Here is a 22,662-nt window from a genome sequence, read left to right as displayed (position 1 = left end):
CATGGAATGAAGAAAAACTGAATCCAAGAATCAACTCTTCCATTTTTTATTTAATCCTTCAGTACTTAAAGAAGGTCTCATCTATAGGGTTTTCGCTGGCCAGCATGACAGCTAACTTGATTCGTGCCTTCTTGCTGTCATAATCAGCGCCTAAAATCACACCGCGTTGTTTTAGATCAAATGCGCTGCCTTCATAATCATAAGCTGGGTACACTTTTCCTTCTTCTGCACTTGTAGTCATGATGATCGTGATTCCTTTATCGATTGCAGCTTGTATGGAGGTTACCATTACAGGGGTGACTTGCCCCCTTCCTACACCCTCGAGCACGATGCCTTTCGCACCGTTTGCAACCGCAGCATCAATAAAGAGGCCGTCAGCTCCTGTATGGCACTTGATGATATCAACCCTTGGGATGGGATTCTGAATATCAAAACACTCCCTATGTAAAGGTTTTTGATAGATGCTCACGACATCATTATCAATTATCCCCAAATATCCATAGCCAAAAGATTCAAATCCCTGTAAATTGGAAGCATGAACTTTTTTGACATACTTTGCTGAATAGATCCGCTCATTAAAAACGACCACTACCCCAACATCCCTAATAAGATCACTTGCAGCGCATAATATCGAATTCCTTAGATTGGAATATACATCGGTGCCCACTTCTTGAGGAGAACGTTGGGAGCCGGTTAATACGATTGGACGTTGGTCCTTACTCGTGACATCAAGGAAATATGCCGTTTCTTCAAGTGTATCCGTACCGTGTGTCACGACGATTCCCGTAACTTCGGGATCCTCCAATTCCTTTTGAATGGCTAAATTAAGCTGTTGCATTTTCTCAAAGGACATGGACATGCTTGAAATCTGGAAAAGATTAACCACCTTAACCTCGATATCGTTGGGCAATTCGCAAAGTGATGCCAACTCATGGCCAGTCAATGCACCAGAGGCCAGCATACCATTCACAGTTTCTTTACTGGCAATAGTCCCACCAGTCGTTATTAGCGATATTTTTTCCATACGGTCACTGCTCCTCATTTATATCATTCACTTTTCTTTAACGGCCAAATGATAGGCAATCAATCCACCATGAAACCTGCCGTTCTCGATGAAGATTTCGTTCGCATTATTTCCGGCTGCCAGAACTCCTGCAATATAAAGACCTTTAACGTTCGTTTCCATCGTTTCCTCGTTATATGCAGGCCTTCCAGTCTCCTTATCAATAGTTATGCCCATTGCAGCTAAAAAGGAATGGTCAGGATGGTAACCAGTCATTGCAAATACAAAATCATTTTTAATGACTTTTTCCTCATCACCTACATGATAAATCACGCTGTCTTCCGTTATCCTGTCGACATTCGCATTAAATTCCATCTTGATCGTTCCATTGCGGACTAATGATTCGAATTCCGGAAGAATCCAAGGTTTGATACTTGGAGAGTAATCCGATCCTCTATAAAGGACTGATACCCTTGCTCCTGATTTGACCAATTCCAAAGCTGCATCCACACTTGAGTTTTTGCCACCGATGACTGCAACATCACAATTAAAGTAGGGATGGCCCTCCTTGAAGTAATGAAATACTTTAGGGAGCTGTTCGCCCTGTATGCACATATAGTTAGGATGGTCATAGTATCCGGTAGATATGATCACATGCAGAGCTGTATAGTCCCCTTTCGATGTCTTGACTAAAAACTTGCCATCTTCTCTTTTTTCCACTTTTTCTACTTTTTCGAATGTATTGACCCGCAATTCTTTCCTTTTGACTACCTCCCTATAATAGGCTAGCGCCTGATTGCGGACCGGTTTACGGTTTTCGATTATAAAAGCGACATCACCAATTTCCAGTTTTTCACTCGAACTGAAAAATGTTTGATGTGTTGGATAACGGTAAATGGAATCAACCACATTTCCTTTTTCAATGATCAGGGACTGTATTCCCACTTCTTTAAGAGCGATCGCAGCAGCCAATCCACACGGGCCCCCACCTATGATAATGACTTCTTCAACATTCATCTTTATTCTCCACTGCCTTTCCATCCACTATGTGATACGTTCGTCTAAAAAATAAAAACTCCTATCAATACATGATAGGAGTTTTTACAATTCATTTCAATGATAAAGCAATGAACATGATGTTAACTATATATTAAAACCGATTTGAATCCTTTTAGATCCAACCACGGAAGCGAGAAGCTTCAGCCATTTTTCTTACGCCGATCATATAAGCCGCTAGGCGCATATCAACGCGTCTTGATTGAGCAAGTTCATAAATGTTATTAAAAGATTTTATAAGGATTTTTTCCAGCTTTTCGTCCACTTCTTCTTCAGACCAGTAATACCCTTGATTATTTTGTACCCATTCGAAGTAAGAAACCGTTACACCGCCAGCAGAAGCAAGCACATCAGGAACAAGAAGGATTCCGCGATCCGTCAAAATTTGTGTCGCTTCAATTGTTGTAGGTCCGTTAGCTGCCTCGACAACGATCGATGCTTTGATATCCGCAGCATTTTCTTCAGTGATTTGGTTTTCGATTGCAGCCGGAACTAAAATATCACATTCCAATTCAAGCAGTTCTTTATTTGAAATTGTGCTTTTAAACAATTTCGTTACGGTTCCGAAACTATCTCTCCGATCGAGAAGATAATCGATATCCAATCCCTCCGGATCATGGAGTGCACCATATGCATCTGAAATACCAATGACTTTAGCACCTGCGTCATGCATGAACTTAGCTAAGAAACTACCTGCGTTACCAAAACCTTGAATGACGACCCGTGCCCCTTTAATATCGATGCCGCGTTTTTTGGCAGCTTCATTGATACAGATCGTTACACCTTTAGCAGTGGCTGATTCACGGCCATGAGAACCACCAAGCACTAGCGGCTTACCCGTAATGAATCCTGGCGAGTTGAATTCATCCATACGGCTGTATTCATCCATCATCCAAGCCATGATTTGGGAATTTGTAAATACATCAGGTGCCGGGATATCCTTAGTCGGCCCCACGATTTGGCTAATTGCACGAACGTAGCCCCGGCTCAGTCTTTCAAGCTCACGGAATGACATATTACGAGGATCACAAACGATACCGCCTTTACCCCCGCCGTATGGCAAATCTACGATGCCGCATTTCAAACTCATCCAAATGGATAATGCCTTCACTTCACGTTCCGTTACATTAGGGTGAAAACGGATACCGCCTTTTGTAGGCCCAACAGCATCGTTATGCTGCGCACGGTAACCCGTGAAAATTTTAACCGATCCATCATCCATGCGTACCGGTATCTTCACCGTCAATAAACGCAAAGGTTCCTTCAACAGCTCAAAAACTTCTTCCGGGTAACCCAGCTTATCCAAAGCTTTATGTATTACAGTTTGGGTTGACCTCAGTACGTCGTGTTTTTCTTCTTCATTTACATGGCTATTGCCTTTTGCCGATTCCATTAAAAGTACCTCCTAGAATATCTCATCCATATATAATATTATAATGTACAAATAGTCCTCTTCATGTGCTAGTATACACCTTCGTTACATTTATGCAAGAGTAAAAACGGGAAATTAAAAGTTGGAAATATTCTAAAAATGAAAACGTTATCATATCAACTGCTTTCTTCCTCTTTTACCGTATATCTTGTTCGGCCGAAAGTTGACATAAAAAAAGGCAAACCACATTTTTTACCGTAATGCGGCTGCCTTGTCTTCTTTGTTTTACATCAGCTAAAATGTTTGAGCAAAACATGTATCGCTTCATTTTCGATGATACATGTTCCATATTCATTGATGCGGCTGAGTGTCAATGTAGATGCATGGCCATACTCAGCCGCTAGAGATATGACCGTGTCATATGTCGTGTCTTTAACATTTTCGATAAGTAAATAGTATCTGCCCTCAAAATGATAAAGGGTACTTTTAAGCAAACCTTGAAAAGATAATCTATGAGATAATTGGACGATATCTTCAAAGTCATCGAAAACATAAAGAATATGGGGGAAATCATCAATTTTCACCTGTAAATCCAAAAATTCCTCTTCGTCTGCCAATAGTTCCTCTTCTTCCTTTGTCACAATGATTATCAACCCTTGTGCAGGCAAGGAGAAAATTTCGATTGCAATGGAGCCACTCATTTTAAAGCTGAGTTCTTCGCACGCTTCTTCGACCATATCCTGAAATAGCTTGTGGACCTTTAAGGAATTCCCTAAAATATCTTCTTTCGTTATGCCTCTATCAATTAAATCATCAAGGGTCAAAAAAATCTTGATTTTATTATTAGTTAATCGCTCCAGCTTCATAAAAAAATGCCCCCTGGTTACCATCTTCATACATCATATGAAGCCTTGGTCTTAGAGTGCATATCCATTATTTCTCCTAATACGGCCGTCGCTAACCTTTCAGCCACTCCTCCCATTTCGATTGCGTGTCCCCCATTAAGACTCCGCTGAAGGCAGTTCGGTCTTCTTCAGAAATAAGGCTCAAAGCCGCACCGCCAAGACCCACCTTCAAATCCGGAAAATCCTTTATTAACGCTTCAACCAGCTTAAATGTTCCATCAAGATTCTCTTTCAGTGAACATGACATGAATAGGTAAGAGGGCTTAATGATGTTTAGAACGGTGAAAAGGTCCTTATCAGCAATGGATTCTCCTAAATAAATGGTTTCAAACCCTTTCCGCTTCAAAAAAATGGTGAAGATTAATAGTCCAAATTCATGTTTTTCACCGGGAGCGCAGACGGTAAGGGCTTTCGGAAGAAAACCATTAGTCGGAATTGTATGCATAACCGAACTGATCCTGGATTTTATTATGTTCGACGCAAAGTGTTCATGAGCGGAAGTAATTTCTCCCCTTTCCCACTTATCCCCAATCTGAACCATTATTGAACCGAGTACATCCACTATGGTTTGTTCGATTGTATACATACTGAATGCCCGGCTTATCAGCATATGGGCTTTATTTTCATTGAAATTCAATAGAGCTTCGATTAATTCATCCGATAACTTAATCGCTTGTTCATCCTTACGGTTCGTTTCAGGAACTCCAGGCGCTAGGGTGCCTGTACTTTCGAGAAGTGAAACGGCTTGGCTTATTGTAAAACCTTGCTTTGTTTTAGTAATGAGCCACTTAAGGATTTGCAGATGTTTTTCAGTATACAGCCGGTGCCCCGATTCATTCCTTACAGGTTCGATAAATTTATAGCGCCTTTCCCAAGCCCTAAGGGTTCCCGACTGAATGTCCAGCAGCTTTGAAACTGCCTTTATATTATATTTACCTTCTTGCATGGTTTTACAAGGCCTCCAATAACTGTACGATCATTTGATGAAATTATAGTGGATTTTTCAAGGTCTGTAAAATCCCGGTATACTCGCTTAAAAGCATCCTAATAGGTTTTTTCCACAGCTTCGCCTATTTCGGTGTCTGTCCCCCTTTTCAGGGTGAAGAGGTGCGTTTCAGGCTTAGCTTCAAGCCTTAAAGGCACTGCGCTTGTCCCATAGCCATTACTCGTCATATATATACAGTCCCCCTCTTTTTTAACGCTTCCGATCTGATAGGGCCCGAATCCGAATATGCGAATCTGACCGCCATGGGTGTGACCTGACAGGACAAGACTAATATGGTGTTCCGGATTCAACTGTTTCTTGACCAATGGATTATGGCTCACCAAAATCCGGAAATCTTCATTCCCGCAATCCGACAGGGCAAGGTCAAGCCTATCACGTTCTTCCGATATATCATCAATGCCCAGAAGAGCGATTTTACTTCCATTCTGAGACTCAAAAGAAACAGCTGTATTATCAAGGATCCTCACCCCATGTTTCAAAAGCGTCGCATCCAATTCATGGAAGTCTCCTTCATAATCATTATTACCCCAAACAAAATAAAGGGGACCAAGTTCTTTTAACTTCAATATATTTTTTTCCACACGTTCTAAGGGAACCCCGCTTTCCCTAATGTCACCGCCGATTATCACCAAATCTGCCTTGTCACGTGTTTCCTCAATCAATTTATCCGCAACGATACGCCGATGAAGATCGGATATAAAAAAAATCCGCACATCGCCAAAGCCTTCAGGAAAGTCTTTGAAATATAGGTCTTGAGAAATCACCCTATCTTGCATAGCCGTACGCCACATGTAAAAGATCATGGCAAATGACAGCAGGATGATGATTAAAAATAATCCAGATAACCATAACATCATCGTTAAACCTTCTTTCCATCCTTATCCAAACGTACTTTCATATAACCATAAAACGGTATTACCCGCAATTAAATATGATTTAACGCGATCATCATTTATTTTCATGATATAGGTTAATATCATAATTCTTCTTCATCATTTCAAAAACCTTATGGCGATTTTTCCATTCTTCCTCTTTTTCCCACAATTGCTTACTTTTATTAATGATTTCACAGCGTAGCAGTTGAAACTCCTTTTCAGCTTTATCTAGCTTTTTTTTAATTAAAACCATATATCCATATAGACCAATCGCTGCCGCCAAAAAAAGGAAATGGCTAAAATGGTCGACGAAAACACTAAACATACTGAAAAAGGAATAAGAATAAGGTACAACGATATAAAAATAAAGATAAATCATAAAAAGAACAGCAACAATCATGGTTGCCCATAAGCTTTGAAGGTGCTTCTTTTTAAGTGCCTCGAATTTTTTCTTCCGATCCACGACATTTTGCAGCATTTGTTTTGTTGCTTGATCCGTTTTCTCATCCAGTAAAATGATTGTCGATTCCATCGCATTTCCTCCTCTGCTCTTTCAAATCATGATATGAAAGAGTAGAGGAAAAAATGATAATGTACCTGTCACGATGGCCTTCATACTTAACCAAGTTGAACAATATTAAAAATACCCTGCCTATAAAGACAGGGTCAGACTGGAGACAAACTCGTTTTAGGTTTTTAAAATTTGAATGTTGATTTTCACTTCTGGCACTCGCTTTCCCCGCAGGAGTCTCGAACACCCGCTCCAATCAACTTTGTTTTAACATTAAGGTAGAACTCCTTTTGCCTAAAGTCTTTTTTGTTTTGAAATAGAAGGATTTAAAAACTTAATTTTTTCTTAAGGTGCCATCATTATTTCTTGATCGGAATTTTCAAAACCTGACCCCTGGAAATTTCATTGCCATTCAGCCCATTCCACTCCCTGATCAGAGCAATCCCTTCCTGTGATTTGTAGTAATTCATTGAAATGCGAAATAATGTTTCTTCACCTTGAACAGTATGTAAAACAACTTTGTATTCCTCTTTATCCGATTTAGCGGCTTGTACATTTTTCTTTTCTGCTGCTGCTTTCTTTGCCTTTTCCTCTGCTTCTTGCTGCACTTTGGCCTTTTCCTCTGCTTCTTGCTGCGCTTTGGATTTAGCCTCAGCTTCTCGCTGCACTTTAGCCTTTTCTTCAGCTTCTTCCTGTGCCTTGGCTTTTTCCTTAGCTTCCTGCTGCGCTTTGGCTTTGGCTTTAGCCTTAGCCTCAGCTTCTTCTTTTTCTTTCTCCGCTTCAGCCTTTGCCGACTCTTTTTCCTTTAAGTCCTCTGCCGTTGCTGTAGTTGGAATCGATTCTTTATCTTCCTCTTTTAAGACGACTTGGTCACTTTTAGTAACAGGTAAAGGCCTCTCCTGAAAATATGTATAAAGGCTGTAAAATCCAATTGGAAGCAAAATGAAAAATAACGCTAATAATTGTATCATTGGAAGTTTAATCTTCACTTTACTTTTTTTCTTTTTATTCTGGTGGACTTTGCTCCGTTTAGGCAATGATGACTTAGCCTTCTGGCGTTCAATTCGCGAACGAAGTTCACCAGCCTGATCATTTTCTTTTTCATTCTTTTGCACCCGGCTCATTCAAGTCACCCCCTTTCTTGCTAAACCCTCTTTGCTTTTTGTTCCTGATTAAAATACCAAGGATAAAGTCAATCAAAAAGTGGGCCGTTATCGTCACGATGATATTATTAGTCATTTCAAATAGAAACCCGATAAAGAAGCTCAAAACCAATACATTTAAAAATAAAAACCAATTAAAAAGGTAACGATAATGAACAGCTGCAAAAATGAGGCTCGTAAGTAGCAACCCAAAATGTGTTTGCAACACTCCTCGGAATAATACTTCTTCACTTATCGCTACCACCAAAGCTACGACAAATATCATCGGGTATGACAAATTACTGAAAATACGTTCATTAATGCCGCCATCATCGTGATAGGAAGATGGTGTCACTTTCATAAGCAATATGTCAATTAACACGACAATGACTCCCGCAGGAACACCAATCAGCAAAATGTTCAGGTCATCAAAGATAAATAAGTCGAAAAAAGCAGAACGGTCTCTAAATAAAATAATACCTAAAAAGGTCGCTAACGTTAAGAGAATAATTTGTGTAAGAAACAAATTATATAGCAACTGTTTATCTGTAAGTTGTTTAATTAATTCAGCTTGCTTATTTTTCATTGCCATTTTCCTTCTTTAGTAAGATATAAGCCAATTCCTTTTTCCAAGTGGAAAAGGAATTGGCCGGATCCACCTTTACTTCCGGCCAAACATCTGCCATTTTTTCGGTATCCATCCCACAGATATCACAGCAGATGGGGTTCGCTTCCCGATGCTTTTCTCCAAAATAGTCCAGTATCCCTGAACGGCGACATTCCTGTGCATATATCCAGTGAAGGAATTTATGCAGCTTTTCTTGATTCCTGATTTTCCTCTTCTTACAATACTCTTTCATCTCTGCCACTTGATCCTGGTTATTGCCCATAATAAACTGGGTAAAAAAACGGAGCTGGATTTCGTTTAACGAAAAGGATTGCGACAGCTGCTCTTTTTCTGAGGGGGTCAAATTCGCCAAATTCTTTTGAGATTCATTAAGGAAAGAACATACACCATCGATTTGCGAATCCGTAGGCAACTGTTGCTCCATCAAATGAAGGGGAAGCCCTTCATCCCCTTCGCTATATAATAAGACAGCCACACTTTGTTTCCGGTCTCGCCCCGCCCTGCCAATCTCCTGGAGATATGCTTCCATCGTGGACGGGATATGATAATGGATAACATATCTGACATCCGATTTATTCACACCCATTCCAAAGGCACTTGTTGCGCATATGATTTTCAACTGGCCGGAAATGAATTGCTGCTGAATGAGCATCCTTTGTTCCTGCTCCATTCCACCGTGATAATAATTGACACTATCGATCCCGTTATCCTGTAAAAACCCAGCGACTGATTCCGCCACTTTTTTAGAGGAAAAATAAATAATTCCGCTTCCGGTAAATTTCCTGACAAGCTCCAGCACACGGGCTAGCTTCTCATCGTAGCTGAACATTCGCTCGATAATAATGGCAATATTTTCACGATCAACCGATGAAACCATTTCCTCGGCCTGCCCAATGTTAAGTTTAACAATGATGTCCCTCCGGACCTCATCGGTTGCAGTTGCCGTCAGGGCAAGCGTCAACGGATTATTCAGCTCACGCCTCACTTCTCCTAAATTCAAATAATCCGGACGGAAATCGTACCCCCATTGTGAAATGCAGTGTGCTTCGTCTATGACGAACAAACCTATTTCTATGGATTTCAAGGATTTTATCACACCATCGATGCTCAGCATTTCAGGAGATAAAAAGATAAATCGATAACTATGTAACCGATCGAAGGCTTTCCTTTTTTGATTAAGCGTCAAAAAAGAGTTGAGGGTCAATACACTTTTTTCGCCGCTCATCTTCAGCTGATCCGCTTGATCCTGCATTAAAGATAATAACGGGGAGACAATTATGACAGTCTTATTCACCAGATAAGCCGGCAGCTGATAACATAATGATTTACCTGACCCGGTTGGGAGCATCGCTAATGTATGACGGCCGGACATCAATGATTCAACCACTTCCTTCTGTCCAGGACGGAATTCATCAAAACCGAATTTTTCTTTGAGGACTCGTTCTATGTTCATCATCTCTCACCTATTTTCGCAAGTACAAGTCTTATTTGGAAAAAGCTTATTTGTTTATTATCGACCATCTGCTTGATAGCTTTAAGCTTTTTTATACCAAGTTCCTTAATCGCTTCAGCAATTTCCCTCTCATCCTCGATTGTCACATAATCGGAAATCGGAAAATCCTTTTCCGATAAAACAATTTCTACGAGGTGATCTTCGATGGTGTTGACTTTCAATCTGCGGATTTCAGCTATTTCACCGAGGTTTTTCCCTTCCTGGATGTATCGTAAAGTAGTCTTTGTAGATTGTGTCAAATGAGGATTACCACTTCTTTTCCAATCATTGGTCAATGAGGATAAGAGAGGGTAATCACCACCCATTTCCATTTCTGCAAGCATTTGATGCAATGAGTCAAGGAATGTATAGCGAACATACTCTTCTTCCGTATTTTTCCTTTTGGCAATCTGTTCAAACGTTAGACCAATCCTGTTTATCCCGGTCAATTTCAAAATGAAAATGTCTCGTTTCATATCACTTTGATTTTCTAAAAGGGATACCAGTTCATCATATAAATGTTGGGCAATCAACGCTCGATCCTGACGATTGGCATGTAAAAATTCCTTTACGAAGAATTGAATTTTGGGATTTCGTTGTATCGGATAAAAACGTCTTTCATTGTGGACAATATGGGATATGGTTTGAATGAGTAAATTTAACCTTCCCCAGAAAACAGGGGTGATATTGTGATACTTCCAACCATTTAAATACTCCGGAAAAGGATTATTTTTAAAGTAATCGTCCAACATTCGTTCACCTTGCAAACTAATTTCATATGCATCCGGTTTATCCGTTAAATTAATTAAGTCATGCTTAAGTGAATGTTCAATGTTTTGATTTAATTGCTGACGGGTAAATCGAGGCATTGTCCCAAAAATATCCGTTAACCCGAATAAATGGGCATCTTGGATGGTTTGTGACGATTTCTTCCCCTGCAGCATATGGTATATAGCATAAATGGAGCGCTCACCTTGAAATTTTTTTATCGCATATAGAATGATGGCCTGTAGATAATTATTCATGGGACTCACATCCTTGTTTCATTTAACCAATAAACCCATTGTAACAAAAATCTGCAAAAACCGCCGTTATTATTGATGAATACAACGGAAATTATGTGACTAAATGACGAAACATGGAAAGGACCAAGTTAATTTTTTCGATGTTTTTCGTTGACATTCAACTACATGATAGTTATTATCAATACAATTTCTATTGAAAAGTTTGGCATTCGGTCTTACAATAGGAAAGAGATAATAATCTGAAATAAAAAGATTATCAGTTGTTAATCAACTTAGGAGGGGTTATATTCATGGCTAAATTTACTATTGTGGATAAAGAAACATGCATAGCTTGTGGAGCTTGCGGAGCAGCTGCACCAGATATATATGATTATGATGACGAAGGGATTGCATTTGTTACCCTTGACGATAACGAGGGTATCGTTGAAATTCCAGATGTACTTATAGACGACATGATGGATGCATTTGAAGGATGCCCAACGGATTCCATCAAAGTTGCTGACGAGGCATTTGACGGAGATGCACTAAAATTCGAATAAAGGTACAAGCCATTTTCAATCGAGAATGGCTTTTTCTTTTGGCCAATGCACATACCAAAAAACAGGCATAATAAAACAACCGGATATGGATATCCGGTTGTTTTTTCATTTCTATCGTCAATGCCGTTAAGCATTTTTATATAATGTTTGCTTATTGATCCATGTCTGTAATTTAATGAACAGCAACATGAATACAGATGTGATAAGCACGCCTTTAATCACGTTGAAAGGCAAGATTGCCGTCGTAACGAACTTTCTTGACTCGGGCGCCGACATGGCATCCCATCCCATAAAGAAGGTATAAGCCGGTAAAAAGACAAAATAGTTTAATACGCTCATGAATACTGCCATGGAAACTGTTCCCGCAAGTAAGGCGAACGTCATTCCTTTTTTTGAATTGATTTTCTGAAATACATAATAAGTCGGCAAGACAAACAGTATTCCGGCTATAAAGTTAGCGATATGCCCCACAGGCACAGCAGTCAAGGTCCCTGTCATGACTAAATCCAATAGGTTTTTAATGAACTCGACTAGAATTCCAGCCATCGGACCGAAAATCAATGCCGCCATCAGTGCTGGTATGTCGCTAAAATCAACATTGAGAAAAGGCGGGAATCCTGGAAACGGGAAATTTAAAAGCATCAATAAATACGAAATGCTTCCCATCATGGCAAGTGAGACCATTTTTTTCACTTTGTTCTTTTTCATAGTTCTCTCTCCTTCTTTTCCGATCTACCTGAAAAAGAGGTTAGGATTCCAAAATATGTTGATGTTCAATAAAAACCCTTTAATTCCAATGGAATTAAAGGGATAAATTAAAGGTTACATCAAACAAACGTTCAGCAAATAACTGTTGAAACGCACTAAGGAACCTCCATCTTCTCCCATCCAGACTATACTGTCGGCTTTGGAATCACACCAAATCCTGCCTTGTAAGGCTCGCGGGCTTAGAAGTAGAAATTCCTTCATCACCGCCGGTGGGGAATTGCGCCCCGCCCCGAAGATAGACCTATAAAATTTTTTATACTTCCCATTATATCTGAAATGCCTTTTTTTTGATAGCATTTTTTCTCATTTGATGCATGTAGGATGAATATCGATTGTCGCAGTGAACGGCTTAAAACAAACAGCGGATTTACAATATGGCAATTCGAAAATTTTTTGCAAAAGGAGCGAAGCTATTTATATCGCCACCTTAAACGGATGATCAGTTGAAAATCATTTGTTTAAGCGCTTTCATTCAGATATGCCAAATTGACATTATCAGCATTTCAATTGTAAAATTAACTGAAATTTAAGATAACTTTTTCCTTAGGAAGGTGTTTAGACGTGTATCGGATTTTAGTAGCAGACGCCATTAAACCAGAAGGACTTGGACCGCTTTCAGAGGCATCCAATATTCAGCTCATTCAGAAGACCGTAGAGGAAGCTGCAAACGAACTTGATCAGATCGATGCAATTCTTGTGAGAAGTGCAACAAAGGTTTCGGAAGATTTAATGAACCGTATGCCGCAGTTGAAAATTATAGCACGCGCTGGTGTCGGTGTTGATAACATAGACATCCCCGCAGCGACAAAACGCGGGATTGTCGTGGTTAATGCACCTGACGGCAACACCATTTCAACAGCTGAACATACATTCGCGATGATGGCTTCATTAATGCGCCACATTCCGCAAGCTTATGCTTCATTGAAAAATGGGGAGTGGAAACGTTCCTCCTATACGGGAACTGAACTTCGTGGAAAAACATTAGGCATAGTTGGATTTGGACGCATCGGAGGGGAAATTGCCAAACGTGCTAAAGTGTTTGGCATGGATGTCATTGTCTATGACCCGTTCCTGACTGTAGATCGTGCAAAGAAAATGTCCGTAACGGCCCTGCCATTGGATGAATTGCTTCCTAAAGCAGACATCATTACTGTTCATACACCACTAACGAATGAAACTAGAGGATTAATTAATAAAGAAAAACTGCTTACCTGTAAAAAAGGGGTTTATGTACTGAACTGCGCCCGTGGTGGAATTCTAGACGAAGATGATTTATATGAAATGTTAGTTCAAGGGCATGTTGCAGGGGCGGCACTGGACGTTTTCGTCGAAGAACCTCCACTTGGCCATAAACTGCTGGAACTGGACAGCGTCATTGCTACACCGCATCTAGGCGCTTCCACGAAAGAAGCCCAATTGAATGTCGCCGTACAGGTTGCCCAAGAAGTTTTGACCTATTTCGAAGGAAATCCAGTCTCAAGCTCAATCAACCTTCCAGCCATATCTAAAGAAGTGTTTGAAAAGGTACAGCCATTCCATCAACTTGTTCAGCAAATGGGATCGATTGGTTCCCAGTGCATGAATGAAGGAATTCAGGAAATCTCCGTTACATATGCAGGAGAATCTTTGGATTTCGATACCGCGATTCTTACAAAAAGTTTAATCTCCGGCTTTTTAAGATCAAGAGTCGATGCATCAGTCAATGAAGTGAATGCCTTGTTGATCGCAAAAGAGCGTGGTATAACCATTGGTGAAAAAATCTCTACGGACTCTTTAGGTTACTCGAATTTGATCAGCCTTAAAGTAAAAGGTGACAACCGAGAATTAACAATAAGTGGGACCTATATCGAAAATTACAGTTCTCGAATTGTAAGTTTGAATGGTTTCAAAATCGACTTTCACCCAGAATCGAATTTACTTTATATCCAGCATACCGATAAACCCGGTGTAATCGGTAACGTAGGTAAGGTCCTGGGTGATCACGGAGTGAATATCGCCACCATGCAGGTTGGCCGAAAAGAAGCTGGCGGTGAAGCCATCATGGTTTTGAGCTTCGATTTACCATTAGAAGACAACATGAAACAGTTTTTAATGGAAACAGAAGAAATTACGTTCTTGGCCCGTATTTCATTATAAGAAGAAAAAAGTGCCCGCAGCGCGGGCACTTTTTTCTGTTAATGCATTCAATTCACTTGGTTCGGTGCTTCGGGCACCATTATGTCTTCAGTTAAATTCAGCTTTCCCACCTCTTCAATAGGAGCATTTTCAAACTTCACTTTTTCAAAACCAAAATCCTTAGCTATGAAGAGTATGGCTTCTAAAGCTTGAAGGGTTTCCTCACTATTTTCAATAACGGCTTGATCTGATAGGTGAATGGTCACAAGATCTCCATTAGTGCTTATCCTTTCCCATTTCAGGTCATGAGGGATTGCAGGTGAAATTCCCTCGATGTCCGCCTCCCCTTTTCCGGCAGAAAGCGCCTCCTCAAAGTCCCGATAACCCATATTGCTTGGAACAAGGAAACTTGGAGAGGACTCATCCCTTTGATAAAGAAGGTATGTGCGTTTTTTTTGATGAGGTATATCCACCTCCTTTAAATATCCCGCATGCGCAAACCTGGCACCTTGCTTACCTTCTGTGGAAAATGTCATTTTCTCTATATTGTTATAGGAAAGCGTTTCTTCCATCGAATGGAGAAAAAGTGTATCTTCAGCCAACAGTTGGCTTTTTTCTGGAAAATCGATATGGGCAGTGTTTATATCGTTTCCTTGGCTAATCTTTATATCAAGCGGAAAATAGTCAGATAGCCCATATTGCGCTTCATCAATATCGGACATTTGATTAACTAACTGATTCAGTGTATCACTTTCATCATGATGTTTAAGTTTAATTGATATGGGAACGATGAAATTCATTTGATCATCCGGGATACCCATCGTAATGATCGAGGCATTTTTAAGGTCATCCTGGTAGATCGCTTGTTCAAATGTTTTTTCCTTTTCCCCTTTTCGCGGTTCCATTTCTGAAAACTTGTCTTTGGATTCGATTTTCGCTTGGTTACTCGAAAACTCTTGAGCTTCCTGTTTATCTTCTGAGGGCTTTTCTTGGTTACTTGAATCCTTCCGATCAAGATCTGCCATTTCCTTACTTTCAGATAGAGATAATTTCCCACTGCTGCCGCTGCCTTCTCGACTTGTCGTTCCTTTTTTTTCAATAATGAATGATGATGCCAAAACAACCATTAAGAATAAGGAGGCAACACCCGCGAATAGAGGTATCCAGTGTTTCTTCTTCTTTTTCTTTTCATCATGTATTCTCGCATACACCTCTGCCTTGGTCCGGTCATCTTTTAATGTCGGAAGCTCGCGCAGCATGTCTTCAATTTCGCTTTCTTTCCAACGGGATTTCCTCAATGCGGTTGCCCTCCTTTCCTGATAAATCTTCCATCAACTTTTTAATGGCCTTCAAAGCTCGGTGCTGGGTCGTTTTTACCTTACTTTCACTCCAATTCAATACTTCAGAAGTTTCCGTAATGGACAATCCCTGAATATATCGTAAAATGATCACGGATCTTTGATTCGTGGTACACCGGTTTAAGCATTGGTAAATATCTTGGATTTCATCGTTCTTGATAGCCACTTCCTCGGGAATGGGCTCTTCATCTTTCAGCAATTGCCTATCCCAATCAAAATTAGGAAAGATTTTGTCTTTCCACCCTTTTTGTTTCCGAAAGTGATCAATCGTCACATTTCTGGCAATCGAATACATCCACGTTTTTTCACTGCTTTTTCCTTCGAAGCGTTCATAGGCCTTCATCACCCGGATATAGACCTCCTGAACAAGGTCTTCGGCGGTTTCTCGATTTTTAGTCATATAAAAAATGAATTGATATATTTCCTGATGATATTTTTCATAAAGATCGTGGAAAACGGAATCCATCATTTCCCCACATCCGTTCATAAATATAGTCGTCAATTCTAAACAAAAGTTACATACTTCGGCTTTAATCTTATTATAAAATTCCGTTAATTTCCACATATCAGGTACTTCTTATTTTGTGTCCTAAAAAAACAAAGACAAGTTGGAAAGAAATCCAATTGCCTTTGTCTTCGCAGTTCTTTATGAGACAAGATTATCTGGCGATCCACCTGTCATTCATTCAGCGTTTTCCATAATTCGTGGCAAAATGATACTGAATGTCGTCCCTTTATTAGGTAAACTGTTTACCGAAATGTAGCCATCATGGGCATTGATTATATTTTTTACGATTGCCAAACCCAATCCGGTACCCGAACGGCCGCGGGTCCTTGCTTTATCCGCTTTATAAAACCTCTCGAATACAAAAGGCAGATCCTCTTCGGGAATTCCAGATCCAGAGTCCCTCACATCAATGATCAGTCCCCTTCGATCACTTGTCCTCTGAATGACATCAATGTTACCGCCTGGGGGAGTATGACGAATCGCATTATCAATTAAATTGGTCAAAACCTGTTCAATACGGTCCGGATCGAAATGCCATTGAATCTGATTGTCTTGCAGGCTGGCTGATATTGTAATCCCTTTTTCTTTAGCCAGCCCAGAAAACTTACTTGTAATCCTCTTTAAATATGGAGAAACGGGTACACATTCATAGCTAAGATTCATTTTACCCGATTCCAATTTAGCTAGATCGAGTAGATCATTGACCAAACGTCCCATTCTTAAAGATTCATCATAGATGATGCGGGCCATTTCCACCTTTTCCTCTTCACTGCCCGCAATGTCATCTACAATCGCTTCACTATATCCTTGCAACATTGAAATCGGGGTCCTTAACTCATGGGAGACATTCGCTATGAAATCAGTCCTGAGTTTGTCCATACGTCTTTCATCACTCATATCCCTTATGATGGCCACCGCTCCCCGAATATTGTCACCATTTGTATATAGCGGACTGACAATCAATCCCCAATTACGGCCCTGCAAGGTAATTTCACCGACTTGTTCCTTATCGAAGGACTCAGATTCATCAAAAAGATTCATCAAAACCAAAGGGACATTCACATTATCTTCCCGGTTATAGCCCTTTTCAAAATACCAGGATTGCAGAAACCTTTCCGCTGGCGGATTCGTTTCAAGAATTGTGCCGTCTTTATTGAAGGTGATGACCCCATCTGCCATACTGCTAAGAATGCTGGAGAGATGTTCCTTTTCCTGACTAAGTGCATTCATGTTGAATTTCAGTTGCTTTCTCATCTGATTAAACGCTATGGCCAGCTCACCGATTTCATCTTGAGTCAGTATTGGAACCTTTGTATCAAATTTCCCCCGGGCAATCGCTAGGGCGGCTTCCCTCATCTTCACCAATGGAGCATTGATTCTTGTAGATAAAAAGAAAGCAAAAATCGTTGTCAAAATAATGGCGATGCCTGCTGCCAATAAAATGAACTGTGTAGTGGATTTTGTGGTTTCTTCCATGGACTCCAACGATTGAAATAGGAACACTTCATCCTGTTCCCCATTCAATTCAAGCGGAATGCCTACCACGATTGCGGATAAGCCCTCGTTTCCCGCATCATCCGATAGCGCCATTTCCTTTTTTACAGTCTTTCTTTCCGTAAAAACCTTGAGCAATTCGGGGTCATTTTTAATGAGTTCCGGCGTGATTTCAAACTCATTATCTCCACCGATGGATGAGAATACCATTTTGTCATCATTAAGAATGATCATTTTCGTTTCATTGCCTATTAATTCCGAAGCTATTTGTAATACCTCATTGCTGGATCCCTGATGTTCATTGGTCACCTTAATGATTTGTTCAGCCGTTTTGGTTAAATCATTTTCAATATTTTCAATTTGGAAATTCTCAAAGAATTCGACCAGCAGAACGGTTAAAACAATTAATACAAACGACACGAGCAATAGGATCGTGGCCCATAGCTTCCCTACAACACTGCCCCATAGCATCAGTCATTAATGACTTCGAACTTGTAACCTACACCCCAAACGGTCACAATCATCTTGGCTGCGTTTTCGGATATGCGGTTTAATTTTTCACGCAAGCGTTTAACATGCGTGTCTACAGTTCGAAGATCTCCAAAGAATTCATAGTGCCATACTTCTTTTAACAATTGCTCCCGGTCAAAAACCTTATCTGGGGATTTCGCCAAGAAATATAACAATTCATATTCTTTCGGTGTTAATGAAACCTCTTTGTTATCAGCAAGTACACGGTGGGCATCATTATCTATTGTTAGATGCGAGAAGACGATCACATCTTTTGCCGTCGTTTCCGTCTGCATGTAACCTGTGCTTGAAGAGCGACGCAATAAAGCTTTAACCCTTAACACGACTTCACGGGGACTGAACGGCTTTACGATATAATCATCAGTCCCCACTTCGAATCCTTGAACACGGTTCACTTCTTCCCCTTTAGCCGTCAGCATGATAATTGGAGTCGTTTTCTTTTCCCTTAATTCACGGCAAACTTCGATTCCATCTTTCCCAGGCATCATAATATCCAATAAAATTAAATCATAATCATTTTCAAGGGCTTTTGTTAAAGCCATATCTCCATTTTCAGCTTCATCGATTATGTATTCTTCCCTTTCCAAATACATCTTTAGCAGCCGGCGGATTCTTTCCTCATCATCCACCACGAGAATTTTAATAGCGTTATACATTATGTAATCAGCCTCCTATCATATATTCTACAAAATGAATACTTCCATGACTAATACTTTTTCCTTACATCGTACGATAAAGAGCCGATTTCACAAGGCTTCCATGAACCTTTCACCATTTTGTCACAAAAAAGACTCCGACCGCCCATCAAGAATGGATAATTACTATTTCACCGAAATATTCCCATTGAATGGGATTGACAGAAAAAGGGATCATTTTCTAGAAAAATCGATAAGCCAACTCTCGACGTTTCTATCAAAAGACCCCCTTCATCTAAACATTACAATACAGAATCAAGCATATGAATGCAAACCAGCAATAACAAGATTGACGAAAATCAGGTTAAACATGATGATGGCAAAACCGATGACGGCAAGCCAAGCCGATTTTTCCCCTTGCCACCCCTTTGACATCCGCAGATGCAAGAAAGCCGCATAAAACAACCAAGTAACCAATGCCCAGACCTCTTTCGGATCCCAGCCCCAGAATCGTGTCCAGGCCACTTGGGCCCAGATCATTGCAAAAATGAGGGCACCGAGTGTAAAGATCGGAAAACCGATAAGGACCGAACGATAACTAATCTCGTCCAATAAATTCAAATTCACATTTTTAACGATCGGTTTAATCAAAGCTGCCACTCTTTTGCGAGCAATCAACCTTATTAAACCATACAGGACAAGTCCCATGCCGAATGACCAAAGAACAGTATTCAGTTTCTTGGCATTGATCAGTGGAGGCATGTCCACCAGCGGTTCAAATCGATCCGTCTCGATGAGTTTCCCTTCATTGGGCCCTACCAATGCCGGCAGGTTGAATTCCTGTTTGACTTCGGCACCTTTTTTATCGACCCAATCAAAATTCGCCTTATAATCCATTGCAGCAAAAGAAGAAGTGATGATGACGAAACCGATGGTGCAGACTAATGTGAACATGATGACTTCAAGCCAGAACGTTCTTTTGCTTGATTGTGTCTGATCAACGAACTTGATTAAATAAATGATGGCAGTAACGAAACTTATGGCAAGGATTGACTGTCCTGCCGCTGCAGTCGTTACATGAATATGGAGCCAATCACTCTGCAAAGCAGGGATGAGTGGCGAAATTTCTGTAGGGAACATACTTGCATAAGCGATTATCAATAATGCTATCGGTAAAGCGAATAGCCCAAGGGCAGGTGTTTTATAAAGAAAATAAATTAATATGAAAGCACCGACCAGCATCATTCCGAAAAAGGTCGTAAATTCAAACAGGTTACTTACCGGGGCATGCCCGGCAGCAATCCATCTAGTGAAGAAATACCCAATTTGCGCCGCAAACCCGATAATGGTGACGAAAATGCCCAGTTTTGCCCATTTGTTTTGTTTCTTTTCCTCCGCACCGCGTTTATCCTTGATCGATCCCCCGAATAAAAAGGTAGCGATCAGATATAAAATGAAAGCTGCATATAAAAGGTTACTGCTTAATTCAGCCATTTAAAACTTCCCCCTTACTAGAAGATTTCTCCTCTTCAAGTTGATCCATTGGTTCGGAAAGTGATGTTGATTCTATCGCTTGTTTTATATCTCTTTTAATGCCGTGCCAGTTTTTGTTTGTATGGCCGGCCAAAAGTATCTCATCATCTTTCCTCTTGATCCATATACGCCGATGATTCCAATAAGACCCTTGGACAACGCCGATCATGAAGATGATTCCACCCGTGAATAAGATCCAAAGGGTTAAATCCTTCCTGACGGTCAAAGCCGTGACATCTTGGGTTTCCACACCATTAAAAGCCATTTTATAAGTATTTTCCCCTAAAGGCTCCACAGTCTCCTTAATCGCTACGAAACTGACTTCACCCTCTGGCTTATCCGGAGTATGCATCTTAAAGATAAATGCTGGATTATTCGGAATCTTCGATATCGTTCTAGGTTCGCCTTTTTCATCGAACTCGAAATCAGGGAAGTAACTGATCAAGTCAACGGAATATCCTTCTTTCAACTCGTATTTCTTTTGCGGGTTGTTCAAATCAACCTTTAAGCTTCCATATTTCTCTTCGGTTTTTTTATTTATCAAATTAAAAGCCATCGTACTGAGCTCATCCAATTTATAGTCTACTTGGTAAAGGGCATAATGATCATGTTTCAGAGGTTCATTGACTTTGATTTTATAATCTTTAAGCTTATCAAGGTCCACTTTTTCCCCTGGTAAGGTTTCTCCCTTGCGCTCATAGAGCGTAACATCGGATTGATATGTTTTAGCGATCGTACCGGTTTTATCAATTGCAGCACTGTACTGCTTATCTTCTTCACTCTCTTTGTCATACACCTCTAAGGTAAATTCATTATTCTGAAGATAGTATTCACCATTTGTACCGGGGATTTCTTTCCTCTCGCCTTCACGCAGCCAGAGTACTTTGTCGATATACATCCCAGGGACGGAACGCAATAATGCTCCAATTAAGAAAATGATAAGTCCAATATGATTGACATAGGGTCCCCAACGTGAAAAACGACCTTTTTCGGCAAGTATATGACCGTTTTCCTCTCGTATATGATAACGCTGCCTTTTTAGTCTATCCTTTACTTCTTCAAGGTTTATATCGTGGTCTTCAAGCTTTGTCACCCCATAAATCCGCTGACGTTTCATGAAACCGTCATGACGTGTGACCCCTTGCTTTTTTAACGATCGATATAACGGAAAGAACCGGTCGATACTGGCAATCAATAGTGATATGCCCAGCATGCCTATGATAATCAAATACCACCATGAACTATACAAGTTATGAAACCCGAGTTCATAATACACCCTTCCGAACCAGCCATATTCCAGTTCATAATGCTCTGCAGGCGTCGCGGTTGAAGGGATGTACATTTCCTGGGGTAAAATCGTCCCGATAGCTGAAGCGATCAAAGCAATGACTATGAGCGTCACCCCGACCTTAACGGAAGAAAAGAAATTCCATATTTTATCGATGATCGTTTTTTTATATGTTTGTGAACGCCTGGCACTTCCTTCATATCTCATATCAATAAGCTGAATCTCTTTTTCGTTACCAAGCACCATTCCGCATTTCCCGCATATCTTTGTGCCAAACGGATTTACATGACCACAATCGCATTTTACTTCTTTCATGTCAAAAACTCCCCAATATTATGGTTTAATTCTCTCCATATGCTTTTGGATGCTCTCTTCTGTCAAAGCTCCGGTGATGATATCTATCACTTTCCCCTCTTTATCAACCAAAAAGGAGACAGGCAATATATCCACGCGGTAAGCATTTTCCACTTCCCTACCTTTATCGATCATGACAGGAAAGGTAAGGTCATGCTTTGTAATGAAATTATCGACAGCATAGTCAGATTCCCCGACGTTAACGGCCAATATCTCAACGCCCTGGTCTTTAAAGTTTTTATATTGATTTTCCATATAAGGCATTTCATATTCACACGGCTTGCAATATGTACCCCAAAAGTTCAGGAAGACGCCTTTTCCCTTGTAATCTGAAAGTTTATGCTCTTTACCTTCCATATCAGTCAAGACGAAATTGGGTGCATCGGATCCTTTTCTCAGGCTTTCATTCTTATCTTTAGTGAAGTTCGTATAAAGGGCAAACACTAAAGCTGCACCTAATAGCAGGAGAATGATGGTTCTGCTAATGAGGCGTCGCTTCTTTTTATCCATAGAGATCCTCCTAA

General features: G+C 40.4%; 21 protein-coding genes and 1 riboswitch. Of the genes, 2 read left to right on the top strand and 19 right to left on the bottom strand.

The genetic code is table 11. The annotated features are described in order from the left end of the window. Window positions 1-58 precede the first annotated feature (58 nt). The 11 genes from AC2YHV_RS11590 to AC2YHV_RS11540 form a co-directional block, all read right to left on the bottom strand. Entirely contained in the window at window positions 59-1,024 is a 966-nt protein-coding gene (locus AC2YHV_RS11590) for an asparaginase (RefSeq protein WP_106026843.1), read from the bottom strand. Between the two features lie 27 nt (window positions 1,025-1,051). Further along, entirely contained in the window at window positions 1,052-2,020 is a 969-nt protein-coding gene (locus AC2YHV_RS11585) for a YpdA family putative bacillithiol disulfide reductase (protein WP_487373234.1), read from the bottom strand. A 154-nt stretch (window positions 2,021-2,174) separates the two neighbouring features. Beyond that, entirely contained in the window at window positions 2,175-3,452 is a 1,278-nt protein-coding gene (locus AC2YHV_RS11580; protein ID WP_034308065.1) for a Glu/Leu/Phe/Val family dehydrogenase, read from the bottom strand. 269 nt (window positions 3,453-3,721) lie between these two features. Next, the gene (locus AC2YHV_RS11575) at window positions 3,722-4,297 is read right to left on the bottom strand and encodes a genetic competence negative regulator (protein WP_034308068.1); all 576 of its coding nucleotides are present in this window, start codon (window positions 4,295-4,297) and stop codon (window positions 3,722-3,724) included. A 91-nt stretch (window positions 4,298-4,388) separates the two neighbouring features. Next, entirely contained in the window at window positions 4,389-5,282 is an 894-nt protein-coding gene (locus AC2YHV_RS11570) for a MerR family transcriptional regulator (RefSeq protein ID WP_098865324.1), read from the bottom strand. Window positions 5,283-5,380: 98 nt separating this feature from the next. Further along, complete coding sequence (locus tag AC2YHV_RS11565) at window positions 5,381-6,196, bottom strand: metallophosphoesterase (RefSeq protein ID WP_487373330.1); 816 nt, start codon at window positions 6,194-6,196, stop codon at window positions 5,381-5,383. A gap of 94 nt (window positions 6,197-6,290) precedes the next feature. Continuing rightward, window positions 6,291-6,749 (bottom strand): YpbF family protein, encoded by a 459-nt coding sequence (locus AC2YHV_RS11560; protein ID WP_034308074.1) that lies wholly within the window; start codon window positions 6,747-6,749, stop codon window positions 6,291-6,293. 338 nt (window positions 6,750-7,087) lie between these two features. Further along, window positions 7,088-7,852 carry a LysM peptidoglycan-binding domain-containing protein gene (locus AC2YHV_RS11555; protein ID WP_487373233.1) on the bottom strand — a complete coding sequence of 255 codons (765 nt, stop codon included), beginning with the start codon at window positions 7,850-7,852 and terminating at the stop codon, window positions 7,088-7,090. Next, entirely contained in the window at window positions 7,830-8,456 is a 627-nt protein-coding gene (locus AC2YHV_RS11550) for a CPBP family intramembrane glutamic endopeptidase (protein ID WP_411738604.1), read from the bottom strand. Before AC2YHV_RS11550 ends, AC2YHV_RS11555 begins: the two co-directional genes overlap by 23 nt. Then, window positions 8,446-9,951 carry a RecQ family ATP-dependent DNA helicase gene (locus AC2YHV_RS11545; RefSeq protein WP_487373232.1) on the bottom strand — a complete coding sequence of 502 codons (1,506 nt, stop codon included), beginning with the start codon at window positions 9,949-9,951 and terminating at the stop codon, window positions 8,446-8,448. Before AC2YHV_RS11545 ends, AC2YHV_RS11550 begins: the two co-directional genes overlap by 11 nt. After that, the gene (locus AC2YHV_RS11540) at window positions 9,951-11,015 is read right to left on the bottom strand and encodes a YpbB family protein (RefSeq protein ID WP_487373231.1); all 1,065 of its coding nucleotides are present in this window, start codon (window positions 11,013-11,015) and stop codon (window positions 9,951-9,953) included. Before AC2YHV_RS11540 ends, AC2YHV_RS11545 begins: the two co-directional genes overlap by 1 nt. Window positions 11,016-11,305: 290 nt before the next feature. Between AC2YHV_RS11540 and AC2YHV_RS11535 the strand changes: the two genes are divergently transcribed. Next, the gene (locus tag AC2YHV_RS11535; RefSeq protein ID WP_034308087.1) at window positions 11,306-11,554 is read left to right on the top strand and encodes a ferredoxin; all 249 of its coding nucleotides are present in this window, start codon (window positions 11,306-11,308) and stop codon (window positions 11,552-11,554) included. 126 nt (window positions 11,555-11,680) lie between these two features. On the opposite strand, the gene AC2YHV_RS11530 is transcribed toward AC2YHV_RS11535, so the two are convergent. After that, the gene (locus AC2YHV_RS11530) at window positions 11,681-12,262 is read right to left on the bottom strand and encodes an ECF transporter S component (protein WP_034308089.1); all 582 of its coding nucleotides are present in this window, start codon (window positions 12,260-12,262) and stop codon (window positions 11,681-11,683) included. A 164-nt stretch (window positions 12,263-12,426) separates the two neighbouring features. Then, window positions 12,427-12,563: riboswitch (FMN riboswitch) on the bottom strand. A 320-nt stretch (window positions 12,564-12,883) separates the two neighbouring features. Between AC2YHV_RS11530 and serA the strand changes: the two genes are divergently transcribed. Next, window positions 12,884-14,458, top strand: a complete 1,575-nt coding sequence (gene serA, locus AC2YHV_RS11525; RefSeq protein WP_487373230.1) for a phosphoglycerate dehydrogenase — start codon at window positions 12,884-12,886, stop codon at window positions 14,456-14,458. A 47-nt stretch (window positions 14,459-14,505) separates the two neighbouring features. Here serA and AC2YHV_RS11520 read toward each other — a convergent pair whose 3' ends face one another. The 7 genes from AC2YHV_RS11520 to resA all read right to left on the bottom strand — a co-directional run bounded on the left by AC2YHV_RS11520 (window position 14,506) and on the right by resA (window position 22,648). Further along, the gene (locus AC2YHV_RS11520; RefSeq protein ID WP_487373229.1) at window positions 14,506-15,735 is read right to left on the bottom strand and encodes a hypothetical protein; all 1,230 of its coding nucleotides are present in this window, start codon (window positions 15,733-15,735) and stop codon (window positions 14,506-14,508) included. Continuing rightward, on the bottom strand, window positions 15,701-16,261 hold the full coding sequence (gene sigX / locus AC2YHV_RS11515) for an RNA polymerase sigma factor SigX (RefSeq protein ID WP_096338125.1): 561 nt from the start codon (window positions 16,259-16,261) through the stop codon (window positions 15,701-15,703). Before sigX ends, AC2YHV_RS11520 begins: the two co-directional genes overlap by 35 nt. A 216-nt stretch (window positions 16,262-16,477) precedes the next feature. Beyond that, window positions 16,478-18,271 (bottom strand): ATP-binding protein, encoded by a 1,794-nt coding sequence (locus AC2YHV_RS11510; RefSeq protein WP_034308094.1) that lies wholly within the window; start codon window positions 18,269-18,271, stop codon window positions 16,478-16,480. Continuing rightward, a complete protein-coding gene (locus AC2YHV_RS11505; RefSeq protein ID WP_034308096.1) occupies window positions 18,268-18,984 on the bottom strand; it encodes a response regulator in 717 nt (238 codons plus the stop codon). The genes AC2YHV_RS11510 and AC2YHV_RS11505 overlap by 4 nt, the downstream gene beginning before the upstream one ends. A 294-nt stretch (window positions 18,985-19,278) precedes the next feature. After that, complete coding sequence (ccsB, locus tag AC2YHV_RS11500; protein ID WP_098865318.1) at window positions 19,279-20,457, bottom strand: c-type cytochrome biogenesis protein CcsB; 1,179 nt, start codon at window positions 20,455-20,457, stop codon at window positions 19,279-19,281. Further along, window positions 20,450-22,099 (bottom strand): cytochrome c biogenesis protein ResB, encoded by a 1,650-nt coding sequence (gene resB, locus AC2YHV_RS11495; RefSeq protein ID WP_487373228.1) that lies wholly within the window; start codon window positions 22,097-22,099, stop codon window positions 20,450-20,452. The genes ccsB and resB overlap by 8 nt, the downstream gene beginning before the upstream one ends. Before the next feature lie 18 nt (window positions 22,100-22,117). Beyond that, window positions 22,118-22,648 (bottom strand): thiol-disulfide oxidoreductase ResA, encoded by a 531-nt coding sequence (gene resA / locus AC2YHV_RS11490; RefSeq protein WP_098865316.1) that lies wholly within the window; start codon window positions 22,646-22,648, stop codon window positions 22,118-22,120. Between the last annotated feature and the right edge of the window lie 14 nt (window positions 22,649-22,662).

The organism is Peribacillus sp. SRI_006 (assembly GCF_057586375.1).
The sequence above is the reverse complement of the archived record's forward strand: the minus strand, read 5'-3'. Positions and strand labels throughout refer to the sequence as shown.

Excerpts from the sequence above, each read along its gene's own strand:
- AC2YHV_RS11590 (WP_106026843.1), bottom strand. The coding sequence starts at position 1,024 with ATGGAAAAAATATCGCTAATAACGACTGGTGGGACTATTGCCAGTAAA.
- AC2YHV_RS11585 (WP_487373234.1), bottom strand. The coding sequence starts at position 2,020 with ATGAATGTTGAAGAAGTCATTATCATAGGTGGGGGCCCGTGTGGATTG.
- AC2YHV_RS11580 (WP_034308065.1), bottom strand. The coding sequence starts at position 3,452 with ATGGAATCGGCAAAAGGCAATAGCCATGTAAATGAAGAAGAAAAACAC.
- AC2YHV_RS11575 (WP_034308068.1), bottom strand. The coding sequence starts at position 4,297 with ATGAAGCTGGAGCGATTAACTAATAATAAAATCAAGATTTTTTTGACC.
- AC2YHV_RS11570 (WP_098865324.1), bottom strand. The coding sequence starts at position 5,282 with ATGCAAGAAGGTAAATATAATATAAAGGCAGTTTCAAAGCTGCTGGAC.
- AC2YHV_RS11565 (WP_487373330.1), bottom strand. The coding sequence starts at position 6,196 with ATGTTATGGTTATCTGGATTATTTTTAATCATCATCCTGCTGTCATTT.
- AC2YHV_RS11560 (WP_034308074.1), bottom strand. The coding sequence starts at position 6,749 with ATGGAATCGACAATCATTTTACTGGATGAGAAAACGGATCAAGCAACA.
- AC2YHV_RS11555 (WP_487373233.1), bottom strand. The coding sequence starts at position 7,852 with ATGAGCCGGGTGCAAAAGAATGAAAAAGAAAATGATCAGGCTGGTGAA.
- AC2YHV_RS11550 (WP_411738604.1), bottom strand. The coding sequence starts at position 8,456 with ATGAAAAATAAGCAAGCTGAATTAATTAAACAACTTACAGATAAACAG.
- AC2YHV_RS11545 (WP_487373232.1), bottom strand. The coding sequence starts at position 9,951 with ATGAACATAGAACGAGTCCTCAAAGAAAAATTCGGTTTTGATGAATTC.
- AC2YHV_RS11540 (WP_487373231.1), bottom strand. The coding sequence starts at position 11,015 with ATGAATAATTATCTACAGGCCATCATTCTATATGCGATAAAAAAATTT.
- AC2YHV_RS11535 (WP_034308087.1), top strand. The coding sequence starts at position 11,306 with ATGGCTAAATTTACTATTGTGGATAAAGAAACATGCATAGCTTGTGGA.
- AC2YHV_RS11530 (WP_034308089.1), bottom strand. The coding sequence starts at position 12,262 with ATGAAAAAGAACAAAGTGAAAAAAATGGTCTCACTTGCCATGATGGGA.
- sigX (WP_096338125.1), bottom strand. The coding sequence starts at position 16,261 with ATGGATTCCGTTTTCCACGATCTTTATGAAAAATATCATCAGGAAATA.
- AC2YHV_RS11505 (WP_034308096.1), bottom strand. The coding sequence starts at position 18,984 with ATGTATAACGCTATTAAAATTCTCGTGGTGGATGATGAGGAAAGAATC.
- ccsB (WP_098865318.1), bottom strand. The coding sequence starts at position 20,457 with ATGGCTGAATTAAGCAGTAACCTTTTATATGCAGCTTTCATTTTATAT.
- resB (WP_487373228.1), bottom strand. The coding sequence starts at position 22,099 with ATGAAAGAAGTAAAATGCGATTGTGGTCATGTAAATCCGTTTGGCACA.
- resA (WP_098865316.1), bottom strand. The coding sequence starts at position 22,648 with ATGGATAAAAAGAAGCGACGCCTCATTAGCAGAACCATCATTCTCCTG.